The following is a 15,808-nucleotide window of genomic DNA, read 5'->3' as shown; positions in this document are numbered from 1 at the left end:
ATATTCTCATAAATACATATATTGAAAATAGCATTCTATTAATATAAGTAAGGAATATATAACTAAACAGTCATTCACCTCCTAGCTAAAATAAGCCTCAAAAACAACTTTTTTTTGATAGCGTAAACCTCCCGTTTAAATTTAGTTAGTTATGATGGATGCAAAAAAGCCCCAATTTTGTGATTAGGGCCTCTTTGTATAATTTAAGTGATTAAGTGGTTCTTTTAAAATTATTTAAAACAATTCACTTGTCTCTTTCTTGAGCTGTTTAAGTACCGTTTGGTATTCACTATCGCTGGTTGGAAGGGTGCTTAAACGGCCATAGCGTAGCTTGCGATAGTGTTGTTGAATCTGCTCAATTTTTGCTTGGACAACTTTTGAATCACCACTAGCAGTTAGCTTACTGGCATTATTATGCTTGCTACTATTTTGACCACTGTCATCATCAATTGCGCTTGCCAAACGCGCAAGCCAAGCCAACTGCCCTTCACTCTCTGAACGCGCTGACGATTTATCCGCTTTAGCGATGCGTTTTGAGAGTTGGGCAAGCGGCAGGTCTGCTGGGTGCCAACGTTTGCGGCGACGCTGCCAGATAACAAACACAAGCATCGCCATAACGCTAATGGCACTTACTGCCAACCAAGTGATTTGCTGCATGATTGAGCGAATATTAAACCATTTCAGTAGCGAATCCGCTTGCTTATCTTGATCGTAACCAACGACGTCCTTTTGCCAATAATAGCTCGCTTGGTCTGACAGACGACGTAAGGTTTGCAGCATTTGATACTGCTGATAACTGATTTGTGCCCCAGCACCATCACCGAACATTGCTGATCCTTGCGCCTGTGTCAGCGCATCCATGCCTTGCTCGACGCGCTCAGGGGCAACAAAAGCCGTCGGATCGACACGTACCCAGCCTTGACCCTCAAGCCAGACTTCCGTCCAAGCATGCGCATCCATTTGCCGCACCTCCCAAACGTTACCGCCGCGGCTCAGCTCACCACCTTGATAGCCGGCGACGACGCGAGCAGGAATACCAGCAGCGCGCAGCATAAAGGTAAAGCTAGAAGAATAATGCTCACAAAATCCCGCTTTGGTGTCAAATAAAAACTCGTCAATACGGTTGGTATTTAAACGTGGCGATGATAGCGTATAGCGAAATTCGGTTTGGTTTATCCAGCGCTCGATTGCCTGTATATAGCGCACGGGATCCGAGCCAGACTGGGCAAACAACTGCTTTGCCAGTGCGCGTGCTTGCGGATTACCGCTACTTGGCAGTGCAAGATTGAGACGGCGCGACTCATCAGACAGTACAGGGTCGATATGCATCGGCGCAAACTGCAAGACATTGTAGCGCAGCTGCTGGGTAACTGGCTGATCTTTTCGTAAGGTAAAATTTGAGGTAATACTGATATCTTGCTGCTGAGCAAAAGGATAATCCAGGCCAAATAGCCAGTTTTGCTGCGTCGGCTCTAAGATAATTTGATAGCGATTCGGGGTAGTTTTTACCTTATCAGGAACGGTCGCTAAGGCATTCGCTATCCAATTTGGCATTTGCGGCGCAGGCTGCCATTCTCGTTGCTGCGAACTGGGACGCCATGTGACCCCGTCAAAATCACTAAAAACCAAACCACGCCAATAAAGCTGCTGCTGTGGCGGGCGCTTATCTGCAAACTCTACCCGAAAAGCCAGCTCAGTCGACTGGCCTAAATTGGCAAAGTCGCCGGGCGACATACTGTCAGAGACACCTGTAGTCGCTTGCTGACCGGAGAGCTGTACTGACCATAGTGGCGGCAAGCGCGGAAAGAATAAAAACAGCACGACCAACAGCGGCAATGCGCCAATACCCAGCACGCCCAAAGTACGCAGGCGACCATCACCGCGAGTATTGCCATCATCGTTAAGCGCAATAAATGCCAACAATACAATGACCGCACCGATGATTACCTCTACTGTCGTCACAATGCCTTGATCCATCAAAAACAGTGAAGCAAGGACAAACAAAGATAAATTGAGCACCACATAGGCGTCACGGCGCTTGTACAATTCCCACAGCTTACTGATAAGGCACAGTACTAAAAATGCCACACCCATATCCAGTCCAAATGCGGTGTTATAGGTCAACCACAAACCTACTAGCCCGAGTAAGAAGCCAAGCATTTGCATGCTTTGATAAACGCGCTTTAGATGCGTCAGTTTTTTAAACTTAGCTTTAATACGCGGTAGTTGGGCAATGATACTGACCACTGCGAAAACGATTAGCCATAACGGCAAGTGCGCGGCATGCGGTAAAATAACGATGATTTGGGCAATTAATACCCAATAATACGCTGGCAAGGCAAATAGCTTGCGAGTCCATTTATGATTGTTGTTCACGCCATCAGGGACACTGATATTTTGCCCTAAGGCCAATTGTGCAAAGTTTGCAGGATTTATCTCTGTCTCATTTGCAGCGTGGTGTTTGAAGTTGTTCATGGTGCTTTTGCCAACCGTAACAAGCAGGCTTGTGCAAACGCCTCACCTTCGCCCATCATTGGAGCAGAATGCTTATTAACCGTCATCTCATTGGGTAAGCGCATGTTAAATGGGACGCCAAGTTCACCCAATGTCAGCGCTCCGTACGCCATTTGCGCCAGTTTTTGTTCATGCTGCGCTGCTGGCATATCAGCATAGTCTAAAGTTTGCTCATGACCGACTGGATCGGCGAAATGCTTGGTAAACATACCTTGGCCGCGCGCTACGTGTCCCCATGAAACGCGGGCTAGCGACTCGCCTTCGATATAATTATCAAGCCGGTCAAAGTCGTCTTGACCTTGGCGATATTGCCCGCCTATGGGCAAATCCTCCGGACTGGCAATAGCATATTGTGCCTGCCAGTCAAATACTTCAGGTTTTGGATAAACCCACGCGCGACGGGCGAAATAGACATACGACCATGCGCGCATAATCCCTAAGGGGTAAACGGTTTTTATTTTTAATCTTGGTAGTTGCAACTGCCCACGACGATGCGTCTGCACCGGCAAACGAATGATTTGTTCATCTTGTAGGCGCGTGACCAATACTGAGTGCTGACTATCAGCGTGAATCTCATGTTGGTTATCGTTGTTTTTATTGGTTTTTTTATGAGGCTTTTGCTCAGTCTGCTCAAAGGTAAACAATAACTGCCGTCTTGGTCGGCGGCTGTCATTTCGCAGCTGCAACGTGACCCAAACGGGGCTACCGGCTTCTGCCATGGTGACGTCAAGCAACCGTACTTGTAGACCTGAGATATGCGCAAAGGTCACATGAAAGCTAATGAGCCAGACGCTAATGAGATAAAAGCACAGCCCCAATACCAAGTTATTACCATAGTTGATACCAGCGATAAAGGTGATGATTAATAAAACGGCAAACAGCAACCCTTCACGGCTAAAAAAGATATAGACGTTACGCAGATTAAGCGTCGCACTATCGCTTTTGGGCGCACGCGCGGCAAACCAACGGCTTAATAATGAGCTAGCTGGTACGGTTAAGGCTTTTAGCAACAGACTCATGACTACCCTATCCTTACCATAAAAAATTTACACGATTAAATAACGACAGCCACGTCTGCTAATATACGTTGGGCGATGGTTTGTGTGACTTGTCCGCCAGTCACGTGTGCAGGCACGAAACGCTGGCCAAGTCGATGGTCAGTGACCGCCGCAAATACCGCTTGAATATCTTCGGGCGTCACTTCCATATGTCCCGATACATAAGCATATGCTTGCGCCGCACGCTGTAGTGATAGCACACCACGCGGTGATAAACCATGATAATCAAAGCTTGCACGCGTTTTTGCAACGAGTCTTTGCAGATAATCCAACACCACATCGGCGACATAAACCTGCTTAACCCCATGTTGCGCCAATAATACCGCCTCGGTATCTAGTACGGCGCCAAGCTGTTTTAATAATTCACGGCGATTTTGTCCCTTTAACAGCTCGCGCTCTGCAGCAGACGATGGATAACCAAGCGACAAACACAATAAAAACCTGTCCAGCTGCGATTCAGGCAGTGGGTAGACACCTGCTTGCTGCAAAGGGTTTTGGGTGGCTATGACAAAAAACGGCTGCGGCAATGGATAGGTTTGACCATCTTGCGTCACTTGGCGCTCTTCCATCGCTTCTAATAACGCACTCTGGGTTTTGGGACTAGAGCGATTGATTTCATCGGCAAGTAACAACTGCGTAAAGATAGGGCCGGGACGAAACTCGAATTGCTGCTGACTTTGATCAAAAATACTCATACCTAAGATATCTGCTGGCAGCATATCATTGGTAAATTGCACACGGCTAAAACTCAGCCCAAGCAGTTGCGCCAAGCCTTGCGCCAACGTCGTTTTACCCATACCCGGTAAATCTTGTAGCAACAGATGCCCGCCTGCCAAGATACCGCTAAGTGCCAGTTTCACTACTTGCGGCTTGTCTAGGACGATTTGATTTAATTGGGTCATTAACTGAGCAATTTGTTGCTGATTATAAAGATAGTCGTTAGCGGTATGGCTCATTATCGATTCTTGGCTCGTTTTTCAAAGGAATGGTTTATGAAATAAATCCTGTTAATTTAAACATTATTTAATATCATCAGTTGTTGGTACTTGCGCCCGCAGCGTTGACAAATAAGCAATCACATCAGCACGTTCTTTAGCATCTGGCATCGGGTCTGAAAGCATTTTTGAATCTGGCACGGCTTTCTCGGCATCAGCGATATAAGCATCAAGCGTCTCAGCATCCCATACCCAAGATGTTGTCTTAAGCCCTTCACTATAAGTGTAGTCTTTTAGCGCTCCTGCGTGCGCACCATAAATATTCATCAACTGCGGACCTTTTTTATTGAGTCCAGGATTTAGCTGATGACACTGACCGCAAGCATCTTGATATATCAGCGCCCCATTATCAGCATCACCCTCAGTATATAGTGGTAATGTCACAGGAGCGCGATAATCAGGGGGTGTTTTCTCACAAGCACTGAGCAATAACAAAGCGGCAAACATAGCGCCTAATTGATATTTTTTGACAATAGACATGTTGTGGTAATCTTTCATTGAGGGGCGTTGGCTATGTATGCGTCTAGCTCGACCATAATACAAGGTAAAGATTGACAAACATAGATAGCGCTGGATAGAAAATATATATGTAGTTGCTAAAAGTTGAATCTACTTATTTAGCCAGATTTAACTCTCGCCTGATACTTTTATACTATTGCTAGGCCCTTCTAGATAATAACCCTGCAGATAGCGTGCGCCCACGCTCCAAGCAACCGACATGGTCGCTGCATCCTCAATATAAGGCATCAAAACATCAATATTAATCTCACTCGTACGGGCGATAAGTGCTTTGACCGTTTCTAAGTTCTCAGGGTTATCAATGCCTTCTACATAGCTGCGGGCTAAACGCACCATATCAGGTTGAACAAAGTTAGCAAGTTCAACCGACTTAGCTGATGAACCAAAATTATTGATACCAAGCTGACAGTTAACTTGACTAAGGGCTGCAAATTGCGATTTTGCCACGGTTAAATGGTCAGCAATGTCTTTTTCATTAAACTGTAAGGTTAATGCACCCGCTTTACCACCTACCGCATTGATTAGTTGACTGGCAACGCTCGGCAGTTTTTTATCTATCAATGAAGCATTGGTCAGTTGCACCAATAAGCGCGCATCCGGATGGGATTTACGTACCTCATTGATTTTCTTACAGGCGTTAATAAGTATCCAGCGATCTATTTTTTCAAGCAGTTTATGCGCTTTAGCCACTGCCATAAACTGATCAGGGGTTAATACCGTATTGTCTGCATCTGCCAGTGGCAAGCGCAGATATACTTCAAAGAAATCACTGCGATCGTTATTAATATCATAGATCGGCTGGAATGACAGCTCAAAGCGATTGTTGGCAATAGCATCGACTAAAGATTCGGCAAGGGCATGATCATCACTATTTGCATGTTCACTGGCGTCGTATAAATGATAGGTTCCGCCATGGTTGGAAGTCTCAATCATAATCTGACTGATGGCATCTAGCGCCCGCTCAAGCAACACTCTTGGCTCAGGGGTATTTTTCTCTATCTTAACGATAGCAATACTTGCCGTGGTATTTGTCGTCCGCTTATCAACCTCGATCAACATCTCACTGATGGTCAAAACGATTTTCTCAGCCAGTTGTTCAAGCGCGGCGCTGGTTTGATTCTCTACCAACACCGTAAAAGCCGTGTCACTAAAACGACTGACATGGTTTCCTTCCACGATCTCGTCTGTTACCAGTTTATCTAAGGCATAAGCGACTTGCTGAACGGTGATATCGACGCCTTGTAAACCCAAACTACTTCTGATTTTACCAATATTATCAAGCTGAATGTAGAGTAACCCTGCTGTCAACGCGCCTTGTTTTGCCTGTTGATAGAGCGTTGCCAACTGCTCTTCAAAGCTGCGGCGATTATCAATACCCGTTAAGCTGTCCTTACGCTCAGCCTCTGCCAAGCGCTTCGCAACTTCGGCGCTATTGCTGTTGTTTTGCTGAATAATAATTTGGGTGACCGGTTCACCGTCCAGAGTTGCCGAAGCTAACTGTAATTTTGCCTCAAACGTACTGCCATCGGTGCGCTTGCTTTCAAAGTTAAACTCAACGTCTTTACGACTGCCTTTCTCAAATTGACGCAGAAACTGCTTAAAGCCTTTGACATTCTCTCCGCCAGAAATTAAGTCAACAACGGGAACACCTATCGCATCATTTAAAGACTCAAAACCAAATAGTTGCAAATAGGGGTCATTAGCAAAAATATGAATACCTTGATCGATATAAGCGACGGCACTTTTTGAGTTTTTAATGAGCACGTTTGCGCGTTGTTCGGCCCCAGACAGTACATGACGTAGGGTTGTAAGCTGGCGACGACTACGCAAATTATCATGCAGCAAGCAAATAGACATAATAACGGCGGTTTCCTCCTCCGCACGAAGTGCCTTAACCATCGTGCTATTTACAATTGATGGCAAGCCTTCTTCATTATGAGCGTTGGCCGCAGTGTCTTTATTTATCAAGCAAACCGATGGCAAATCAATATTCTGCTCTTGAATGATACCGACTACATCAGTAAAGTTCATATCATAAGCCTGACCGAAAACCAACACATCCCACGGTTGACGTAGCGACTTTAAGAGCTCTTCCTTATCGTCCAAAAAACCTAAGTTCACACTATCGTAATATGAACCTAATAAGTCGACGAGACGCTCAGTATAAAGCTGGTCAGCATCGATGACTAATAGGTTTAAGATGGACTGAGTACGCATAGGAGGCCTTTTAAATCATAAGAGCAGTTTCGTCATTATAAACAATAATTTAACTGACTGCTGCTTAAGTTACAATTGCAATGCTATAAACTATTAAACAAATTTAGACCAAATACGCTTAACCTATTATCAATTCTTAAGTATTGACTGTCCCAAACTTACCTAAAGTATTTAGGGATAAGCGCTCAAATTTGCACCACTTCATATTGGCTAAACTCATCAGTCGTCAACAGACGCCGCCCTAAACGCAGCGTTTTTTGTTTGGTATTGATACGCATCATGACTTTATCACCTTCTTGGAAATAAGAGGTGGGTACTATGAGACTACAACCAGTCTGTAGCTGCTCATCGTCACCGATGACAAATGCGGGTACAAAATGACGACTGCGACTGTCTCTATCTTGCAAGCGAATACCACAAGCGATGAGCTGATGACCAACGACTTGCCAATCAAGCTCGGGCTTTTCGCTGTCCATATCTAGCCAGCGCACTAATCCCATAGACCAATCATTTGACTCTAACTTTTCAGAGCGACACAATAAGAAAAGACTCATGATTCTCAATGGCGGCGGCTCAACAGAAACAAGCACATCATTTTCAGCAATCCCAGCTACATTTCTTACCTTCTTGGCACTATATTGTCCTTTTAAAACATTCTCTATTTTAATATTCTCTGTTGGTGCTGCAGTGCCATTATAAATATTTACTTTCTTAATCACAGTTGGCTCAGCTAATTTTGATAACAATCGCAAGGTGCAAAAATGCGACAAATCATTTTTACTATCAAATGTTTCTACCATCAGCGGTTTATGGACAGATTTATTTTTTGGCAAGGTGTCATAGCGAGGCTGCTGCTGGTCTGGTAGATTTTTGGCGCAAATCAACATTGATAAGCTTTGCCCATTACTCAGTCGGTAATGAATATTATTAAAGCCAGTGATGAGCTGTACCGCTTGCCTATCACTTTGTTTGATTGGTAGCGTTAATGGCGGCTGGATATAGCAATAGCTTAACGTCATTGCGATAGTGTTCAGTAAATAACACTCAACCCCTTCTCGAGCTTCCTCGATAAGGTTGAGAGATCGTGATTTTAAATAGGCAATTAGTGGTGCAAGTTCTATAAACACACAATCATGATGCGCATCGTAGGGATTGATGGCAGAATGAGCGGTCAAATACGTCGGTGGATTGTCACTGTGCAAATTAACAAATACCTTTGTCTCAGTCTGCGGCTCTATGGAGGTGACGAGATGCTCGCTCCATTCTAGTAGTAAACGCTGTACCATTAGCACAGTGGGGCGACGCATAGCGCGTACGTTCAATAAACTATGCAAGCATAGCTGACTATATAATCGATGAATATTATCCGCACAGTGGGTAATGATATAAGGGTTTAAGTCAATATTAACGGTATGCTGTTGGCAAGCCATATAATACAGCTGATTGATATTGGACCATAAATAGGCGGCGGGCTTTTGATAACAAAGTGCGTCTTCAAACAACAGCTTTTGATAGATCAGCAGCGTCTGATAGCTAGCGACGGCCAAAGTAATCGTCGAGGATCTTTCATCAGTAAAATAGCGCTGCCAAAGATTGGATGATGGTTGCTGCTGTTTATCTGCTAGAAAAGCATTCTCTCGCTGTATGACGCCGTCATATACCATAATTATTAAATAATACAGCGACTTAACCTGTGCCACATAACCGAGCTGATAATCGTTAAAAGCCGCTGTTTCATATATATAATGCTGACGTAACGTTGCAATCAGCTGATTGGCGGCATCGATCACAATACTGAGCAATGTCAGGCGCTGCCGATCATCTATATTTGCCACGCGCAATTCTGTGAGCACTTGTTCTAGCTGCTCTATTTGCTGCGCCTCTGTTTGCATAGGCAATAGCAACGCCCATTTACGCAAATGCTGCTCATCGCTATTCATCGATTGCGTTAAATTAAGCGACTTCGTCAATGCCTGCAGTGTGGGCGAATCAGTATTTAGATATTGTTGAAACGTCGATAAATTTACCATTACTATCCTTAGTAATTACGCACGTTATCAGTAAAAGTTTGATATCTATAGTTGTTTTTAGGATTTAGGCTTACAAATAACACTACCACACTACCTTAGACATGTAGACTCACTGACCTGTTTACGATTTCTTATTGCTGATTTTGATAATATTTGGCAATTTAGCCTTTTAATCATTTCTTATTAGACATTTTTTAATAATAACGATTTTAGTCGTTATTTGTTTAGCGAAATAGCAGTCCACTATATTGCCCATTTTAGGCCTCATTGTAAATATTAATCGGTACTTTAAAGGGCTTATTTGGCAACTCTCTGACCAATTTTGGCACTAAATAACCAGGCAATACGGCAAGTAACGACCAATACAGCGCAATGGCGGCGCGCTCGTCACTATCAAAATGAGCCGCGCCTGCCACTTTATCTAACACATGCAGATAATAAGGCAGTACTCCAGCCGCAAACAAGCGCTGATTGAGTGCCGTTTGCACCGCCACACTATCATTGATATCTTTTAATAGTACCGCTTGGTTTAATAAGGTGACGCCAGCCGCGCGCGCACGCTGCAAATACTCAGCAGTTAGCGCATCAATTTCATTAGCATGGTTACAATGAATCACCATGACGATTTGGCAGCGGCTTTGCGACAGCCTATCTAACAAGGTATCATCTAAGCGCGCTGGAATCACCAATGGTAAACGGGTATGTAACCTGATGGTGGTCAGTTGTGGTATCGCCTCTAACGTATCAAGCCAAGCAAACAAGCGCCTGTTGGTGACATTTAATGGGTCGCCGCCGCTCAAAATCACCTCATTGATTTCAGGATGGGCACTGATATAATTGATAATATGCTCTTTGGCATCGGCAGTTGGCATATTGGCGCTATAGTCGAAATGCTGGCGAAAGCAATAACGACAATGAATCGCACAGGCACCGGTAATCGTTAACAATACTCTTGATTGATATTTATGCAATAAACCTTTCACCGGATTGTGCGTATTTTCACTTAAAGGATCCGCCACATAACCGGTTACGGTGATTTGTTCTTTTTTATGGGGCAATACTTGTTTGAGTAGAGGGTCGTCACTGTCACCAATCGTCATTTTTGCCACAAAACCTCGCGGTACACGCAGATGAAAGTGCTCAGGTATATAAATCTCTGAACGCAGTGATTCTAGCTTTAACAGCTCGAGCAGCTCATCAATAGAGGTTATCGCTTCGGATAATTGCGTTTGCCAGTTTTTTTGTGTGATTAAATGGTTTATCATGACAACCTTATACCTGTGCCCAAAAGCCGATATTATACGCTCTTAGTGCGTCCGCTATCAAAGCGTACGAATTATTCATAAAACCTTGAGCGTCATAGGCGGTTTTAGCATAGCAAGGCGCAAACCCCACATCCAATTATTGATGACAATACTTACAACCCTTAGGAGTGTTCCGTGGCAAGTTTTTCTACTAACGAATTTAAAGCTGGTCTCAAAGTCATGCTCGATGGCAATCCGTATGCCATTCTAGAAAATGAGTTTGTCAAACCTGGTAAGGGGCAAGCCTTTAACCGTGTCAAAATGCGCAACCTACGCAGTGGTCGTGTGCTTGAGCAGACGTTTAAATCAGGCGATAGCTTAGAGGCGGCGGATGTTATCGATACTGAAATGAACTATCTGTACAACGATGGTGAGTTTTGGCACTTTATGCACCCTGAGAATTTTGAGCAATTACAAGCCGACAAAACCGCGATTGGTGATGCGATAAAATGGTTAAAAGAGAACAGTAACGCGCTTTGCACCATTACTTTATTCAATGGTTTGCCGTTATCTGTTACTCCGCCTAACTTTGTTGAATTGCAAATTACCGAAACTGATCCTGGTGTCCGCGGTGATACGTCAGGTGGTGGCGGCAAACCTGCAACCCTAGAGACAGGCGCGGTAGTACGTGTACCATTATTTGTCCAGCAAGGCGAAGTTGTGCGTGTTGATACGCGCACCGGTGATTATCAAACGCGCGTTAGCTAAGCATCTTGATGTTCTATATGCATTATTAAAAACAGAAAAGCTTAACCACTTATTAGCGGTTAAGCTTTTTTAATGCCAAATGCATTTTTAGGTTAAGAACTATTCTTCCATCGATTGCTTATGCATTAGCCAATATTGCACCAAAGCATTAAGCTGTTCTTGTTTAAATGGCTTGGTGCAATAATCCTGCATACCGACATCAAGGTATTTTTTGCGCTCGCCATCCATCGCATTGGCGGTCAAGGCGATAATAGGCGGCAATTCTTGTGGATCATAAAGCTCATGTAGCTTAATAGTTGCTTGGACGCCATCCATAATCGGCATATGATGATCCATCAAGATAACATCATACAACTCAGGATTTAAAGCAAAAATCTCAATCGCTTGTTGCCCATCGGTTACATGAGTGACCGTATGACCGCTATTATTGAGCGCTTTTTTTGCAATCATGGCATTAACGCTATCATCTTCGACGAGCAAGATATGACCGATAAGCTCATGACTGGGTTCTGCCATAATAAAGTTATTTGATTCCTGCCATTTCTCATAAGCAGCGTTATCGATGGCAGGTAACGGCAACAGTACAGTAAAGGTCGTCCCAATACCAACGGCACTGTCCACTTCAATATAGCCACCCATTAACTCAACTAAAGACTTACAAACAGACAAGCCAAGTCCTGTACCACCATAAAGGCGATGGGTCGATTTATTGGCCTGATCATAAGCGTCAAAGATCGCATCCAATGATTCAGGCTTGATGCCGACGCCCGTATCCGTCACTTCGATACATAATGTCATGTCTTTATAGTGAACCATGCCACTATCATCGGTGTCGTAATGAACGCTATTATCATTATCTATACGCTCTGCTAAAGAATTGTCTTTACTACCTGTAGAGCCATGGCAATTATATTTATCCTCACAAGGATTGTTTTGCATGTGTTTGACAGCGATAGTAACTCGACCACCCTCACGGGTGAATTTGATGGCATTATTGACCAAATTGACCATCACTTGTTTGAGCCTTACCGGATCACCTTTGACGTAAGGCGACAGTGATTCTGTATAATGATAATCTAAAATCAAGCCGCGCTGACGGGCTTTAACAGCAAATAAGCTCACTACTTCATTACAAAGGCTAGAGAGATTCATTGGAATAGAATCGATGGTCATTTTGCCCGATTCAACTTTTGATAAATCTAAGATACCGTTGATAATCGCCAGCAAATGCTCATTTGAGACTTTAATATTATCAACATATTCTTGTTGTTCAGCGCTCAGCTTGGTTTCGCTTAACATCTCAACCATACCAATAATGCCATTCATTGGAGTACGAATCTCATGACTCATATTGGCCAAAAACTCTGATTTCATCTCATTGGCATGTTTCGCATTGCGCTGTTGGTCTTGGAGCTGCAAAGCATCGGCAGCCATAGCGGCAAACTGCGCTAATATCTTTGCATCCTTATCGGTAAAATCATGATGCGGTTGTATATCCATCAAGCACAATGAGCCTAAACGGTAAGTTTTGCCATCCTCATGCATAATAATCGGCGCGCCAGCATAAAAACGCAGATGCGGTGATTCCGTTATCAAGGGATTTTGGCTAAAGCGGCTATCCTTTGTCAAATCAGGGACAACAAAGACCTCATCCGACAGCACGGTATAATTACAAATAGCGACTTTGCGCGTTGTGGTACAAATACCGCCAAGCCCATGTACCGATTTTAGATACTGGGTTTCTTCGTCCATAAAAGTGATGGTGACTATCGGCATATTAAAGAATAGTTTAGCAAGTGCGGTTAAGCGCGCAAAAGCAGGTTCCTCATTATTATTGAGTACCTGATATTTTTTAAGCTTATTGATACGCTCAACTTCATCGGCTGCGATGGGATAACCGTTTTTTGGCAAATTAGATGTAGACAAAATGGACTCCGTTAATTCGTATCAGACGCTTGGCTTAACCGCCGCCTGCTTAAGCAATAATTGTAACGCCTCGCTTACCATTAGCATTGCGACCACCGAAGTAACGACGACCGCTGAGCCATAGCCACCGCAGTGCAAACCGCCTGTTTGACAGCTTTTATCGACGCGCGGTGGCTCTGTCGAATAGACACATTTGATGCCAAACTTTTCTTTTAGCGCACTATTAATGCCTTTTTCGTGACGCAGTTTATTGCGTAATTTAGCCAATAGTGGATCTTGATAACTGTCGCGTAAATCGCTCACCTTAATCTGGCTTGGGTCTATTTTACCGCCCGCCCCGCCCGCACAAACCAATTTTAATTTATTAAAGCGGCAATGCAGCGCGATGGCAAGCTTGGCATTCATATCATCGACACAATCTAAAATCACAATCGGATTGTTTTGCGCCGCCGCTTTTGCTTGCGCGCGACTGGGCAGTAATGACGCAACGTTCTCAGGAGTCAAAAAATCATCTATCAAATGTAGCGTCACTTTTGGGTTAATCTCGCGGATGCGGGTCGCCATCGCTGCAATCTTACTTTGCCCAAAGGTGCTGTCTAACGCTGGCAGTTGACGATTGACATTAGAAGCTACCAATATATCTAAATCAATCAAAGTAATAGTGCCAACTGCGGTGCGAGCGAGCGCTTCTGCTGCCCAAGAACCAACACCACCGACACCAATCACATAAACATGCGCTGCGGCAAAAGTATCGACAGCAGATGCGCCATAGAGGGTTTGCGTGCCTTTAAAGCGGCGCTCATACTGCTCATTAGAATCATCAGTCATATCAGAGCTTTTAGGAACAATTTGGCGCTCACTTTTATGAATGACATCTGAATCAACTAGACTATTTAAAGTATCTGACTGTGTTGTTCCGTTCTGCTGTAATTGCACTTTTTCACTCATAACAAATTAAAGCTCGGTTAAAGAATTTCTATTATCAATATCTTTTGCTGTTACTAGATTGTATAACGCCAATCGGTGCGCAAAGCGTTGCAACTGTTGTGCCACAATTTCTCAGCTAAAATCGCTAGCGGCACATCGAGTAGCTCACTTAAGCTACTTAATATATAAGGTAAGTTAGCGGGAACATTTCTATTATGAGCCGGCGCATCGCCCCATTCATTATCTGGGCTTTGTCCGAGCGCCGACTGACTACTGCCCGAATCCTGACACAGAATAGGCGTCATATCCGGGCAGTCCGTTTCAATCACCAAACAGTCAATGCCGTAAGTATCGACAGCTGCCTGAATCGCGCGGCGTAACTTCTTGGCATTTGGATTGGTCACTTGACCGGTCACCCCAAGCTTAAAGCCCAGTTTTGCAAATGCTTTCGCCTCTTGCTCACCACCACTAAAACTATGGGCAACACCGCCAAGCTTATGCGCATCATAGTCATGCGCTTTTAATAAAGTTAACGCCTCAGCATGCGCTTTACGAATATGCAGCATCACCGGTAGCTTGTGGCTAACAGCCATGTCCAGTTGCGCCTTAAAAAAATACTTTTGCTTTGCGAACATCTCAGGCTGTTTCATTTCCTCAGTAAAAGTATCAAAGCCGATTTCACCAATGGCCAAAGGACGCTTTTTATCCAGCATCTGCGCCATACTTTTTAGATGCGCCTCAGTATGCTGCTCTATATAAAAAGGATGTAAACCTAAGGCAATATGCGCATTAACAGGTGTTTCTTTTTGCTCAGTCGCATTCCCTATCATAGAGTGCGGCTGTTTATTAATAAACTCTTCAGTTTCGTATAAACGGTCAAAATGCCGGTGTAAATACCCCACCAACACCAGATGGCGTACGCCTTGCTGATAAGCCTTTTGTAGTTGCTGATTCCTATCAACGTCAAAAACTGGTGCATCAAAATGCGTATGGGTGTCGATTAAAGGGTAAATGGTGGGTAGTTTCTCATTAGGATTAAATGAGGCGTCAATCGTAGTCATCAATAGACTCCCAATTTAATTACTTTTATAATGTTTTTTTAATAGAAATATATTTTTATCAGTAGTAAAAAAGCAGCTATAAAAACCACTATTTTAGCGCTGATTGCTATTCTTTAGTCGTCTTATTATTAACTTTCTTTTTAGCGTTATCTGCTAGATTTCTATCTGCCTTTGGACTACTACGACGCGGAATAAGTAACAGAACTATACCAACCACACCTAAGGTCAGCCATTTGTTATTATTGGAATTACTCATTATTTTCGCCTATATTTTTTGGCTACTTTTTACTTATTATCTTAAAAATCACTTATTAGTATAAAAATCATGCTATTCAAAATTATAGTAATTTAAGAATAGCTATAGAAAATTGTTTATAAAAGCAATACGTTACTAGATTCACTTTAATTATACGCCGCTTGAAGCCTTACTGTGTTTATCTGTGTTATGAATACGCAAGCTAATGTACGGCAACCATATCATGCCGTACATTTAAATATGATTTCGATTTAATATTATTTTAAGAGTAACAGTTTAGGAAGGTCACTTGT

The 15,808-nt window shown here is 43.5% G+C and carries 12 protein-coding genes; 1 reads left to right on the top strand and 11 read right to left on the bottom strand.

All coding sequences use genetic code 11. The features are described 5' to 3' along the window. Positions 1 to 234: 234 nt before the first annotated feature. From JMX13_RS03055 to epmB, 7 genes are all read right to left on the bottom strand, one after another. A complete protein-coding gene (locus tag JMX13_RS03055) occupies positions 235 to 2,475 on the bottom strand; it encodes a transglutaminaseTgpA domain-containing protein (protein WP_201609480.1) in 2,241 nt (746 codons plus the stop codon). Beyond that, complete coding sequence (locus tag JMX13_RS03050; protein WP_201609479.1) at positions 2,472 to 3,533, bottom strand: hypothetical protein; 1,062 nt, start codon at positions 3,531 to 3,533, stop codon at positions 2,472 to 2,474. Before JMX13_RS03050 ends, JMX13_RS03055 begins: the two co-directional genes overlap by 4 nt. Before the next feature lie 35 nt (positions 3,534 to 3,568). Continuing rightward, positions 3,569 to 4,528 (bottom strand): AAA family ATPase, encoded by a 960-nt coding sequence (locus JMX13_RS03045; RefSeq protein ID WP_201609478.1) that lies wholly within the window; start codon positions 4,526 to 4,528, stop codon positions 3,569 to 3,571. A gap of 63 nt (positions 4,529 to 4,591) precedes the next feature. Further along, on the bottom strand, positions 4,592 to 5,047 hold the full coding sequence (locus JMX13_RS03040; RefSeq protein WP_201609477.1) for a c-type cytochrome: 456 nt from the start codon (positions 5,045 to 5,047) through the stop codon (positions 4,592 to 4,594). 147 nt (positions 5,048 to 5,194) lie between these two features. Beyond that, positions 5,195 to 7,303 (bottom strand): EAL domain-containing protein, encoded by a 2,109-nt coding sequence (locus JMX13_RS03035; RefSeq protein WP_201609476.1) that lies wholly within the window; start codon positions 7,301 to 7,303, stop codon positions 5,195 to 5,197. A 185-nt stretch (positions 7,304 to 7,488) separates the two neighbouring features. Next, on the bottom strand, positions 7,489 to 9,333 hold the full coding sequence (locus tag JMX13_RS03030) for a hypothetical protein (RefSeq protein ID WP_201609475.1): 1,845 nt from the start codon (positions 9,331 to 9,333) through the stop codon (positions 7,489 to 7,491). A gap of 257 nt (positions 9,334 to 9,590) precedes the next feature. Beyond that, positions 9,591 to 10,598, bottom strand: coding sequence for an EF-P beta-lysylation protein EpmB (gene epmB, locus JMX13_RS03025; protein ID WP_201609474.1), 1,008 nt, complete (start codon positions 10,596 to 10,598; stop codon positions 9,591 to 9,593). Between the two features lie 174 nt (positions 10,599 to 10,772). Here epmB and efp point away from each other — a divergent pair, with 174 nt between their 5' ends. Continuing rightward, positions 10,773 to 11,345, top strand: coding sequence for an elongation factor P (gene efp / locus JMX13_RS03020; RefSeq protein WP_201609473.1), 573 nt, complete (start codon positions 10,773 to 10,775; stop codon positions 11,343 to 11,345). A gap of 99 nt (positions 11,346 to 11,444) precedes the next feature. Here the strand turns inward: efp and JMX13_RS03015 are convergent, their stop codons facing one another. The 4 genes from JMX13_RS03015 to JMX13_RS03000 form a co-directional block, all read right to left on the bottom strand. Continuing rightward, on the bottom strand, positions 11,445 to 13,271 hold the full coding sequence (locus JMX13_RS03015; protein WP_227686193.1) for a GAF domain-containing hybrid sensor histidine kinase/response regulator: 1,827 nt from the start codon (positions 13,269 to 13,271) through the stop codon (positions 11,445 to 11,447). Positions 13,272 to 13,292: 21 nt separating this feature from the next. Continuing rightward, a complete protein-coding gene (locus tag JMX13_RS03010; protein WP_201609500.1) occupies positions 13,293 to 14,099 on the bottom strand; it encodes a ThiF family adenylyltransferase in 807 nt (268 codons plus the stop codon). A 173-nt stretch (positions 14,100 to 14,272) separates the two neighbouring features. Continuing rightward, positions 14,273 to 15,259 (bottom strand): TatD family hydrolase, encoded by a 987-nt coding sequence (locus JMX13_RS03005; protein ID WP_201609472.1) that lies wholly within the window; start codon positions 15,257 to 15,259, stop codon positions 14,273 to 14,275. Between the two features lie 106 nt (positions 15,260 to 15,365). Further along, a complete protein-coding gene (locus JMX13_RS03000; RefSeq protein WP_201609471.1) occupies positions 15,366 to 15,515 on the bottom strand; it encodes a hypothetical protein in 150 nt (49 codons plus the stop codon). Positions 15,516 to 15,808: the final 293 nt, after the last annotated feature.

The sequence above is a fragment of the Psychrobacter immobilis genome (assembly GCF_904846285.1).
GTDB classification, from domain to species: Bacteria; Pseudomonadota; Gammaproteobacteria; order Pseudomonadales; family Moraxellaceae; genus Psychrobacter; species Psychrobacter immobilis_D.
Note: the sequence above shows the minus strand (reverse complement) of the source record. Positions and strands in the feature narration are given on the sequence as shown.

Excerpts from the sequence above, each read along its gene's own strand:
- JMX13_RS03055 (WP_201609480.1), bottom strand. The coding sequence starts at position 2,475 with ATGAACAACTTCAAACACCACGCTGCAAATGAGACAGAGATAAATCCT.
- JMX13_RS03050 (WP_201609479.1), bottom strand. The coding sequence starts at position 3,533 with ATGAGTCTGTTGCTAAAAGCCTTAACCGTACCAGCTAGCTCATTATTA.
- JMX13_RS03045 (WP_201609478.1), bottom strand. The coding sequence starts at position 4,528 with ATGAGCCATACCGCTAACGACTATCTTTATAATCAGCAACAAATTGCT.
- JMX13_RS03040 (WP_201609477.1), bottom strand. The coding sequence starts at position 5,047 with ATGTCTATTGTCAAAAAATATCAATTAGGCGCTATGTTTGCCGCTTTG.
- JMX13_RS03035 (WP_201609476.1), bottom strand. The coding sequence starts at position 7,303 with ATGCGTACTCAGTCCATCTTAAACCTATTAGTCATCGATGCTGACCAG.
- JMX13_RS03030 (WP_201609475.1), bottom strand. The coding sequence starts at position 9,333 with ATGGTAAATTTATCGACGTTTCAACAATATCTAAATACTGATTCGCCC.
- epmB (WP_201609474.1), bottom strand. The coding sequence starts at position 10,598 with ATGATAAACCATTTAATCACACAAAAAAACTGGCAAACGCAATTATCC.
- JMX13_RS03010 (WP_201609500.1), bottom strand. The coding sequence starts at position 14,099 with ATGACTGATGATTCTAATGAGCAGTATGAGCGCCGCTTTAAAGGCACG.
- JMX13_RS03005 (WP_201609472.1), bottom strand. The coding sequence starts at position 15,259 with ATGACTACGATTGACGCCTCATTTAATCCTAATGAGAAACTACCCACC.
- JMX13_RS03000 (WP_201609471.1), bottom strand. The coding sequence starts at position 15,515 with ATGAGTAATTCCAATAATAACAAATGGCTGACCTTAGGTGTGGTTGGT.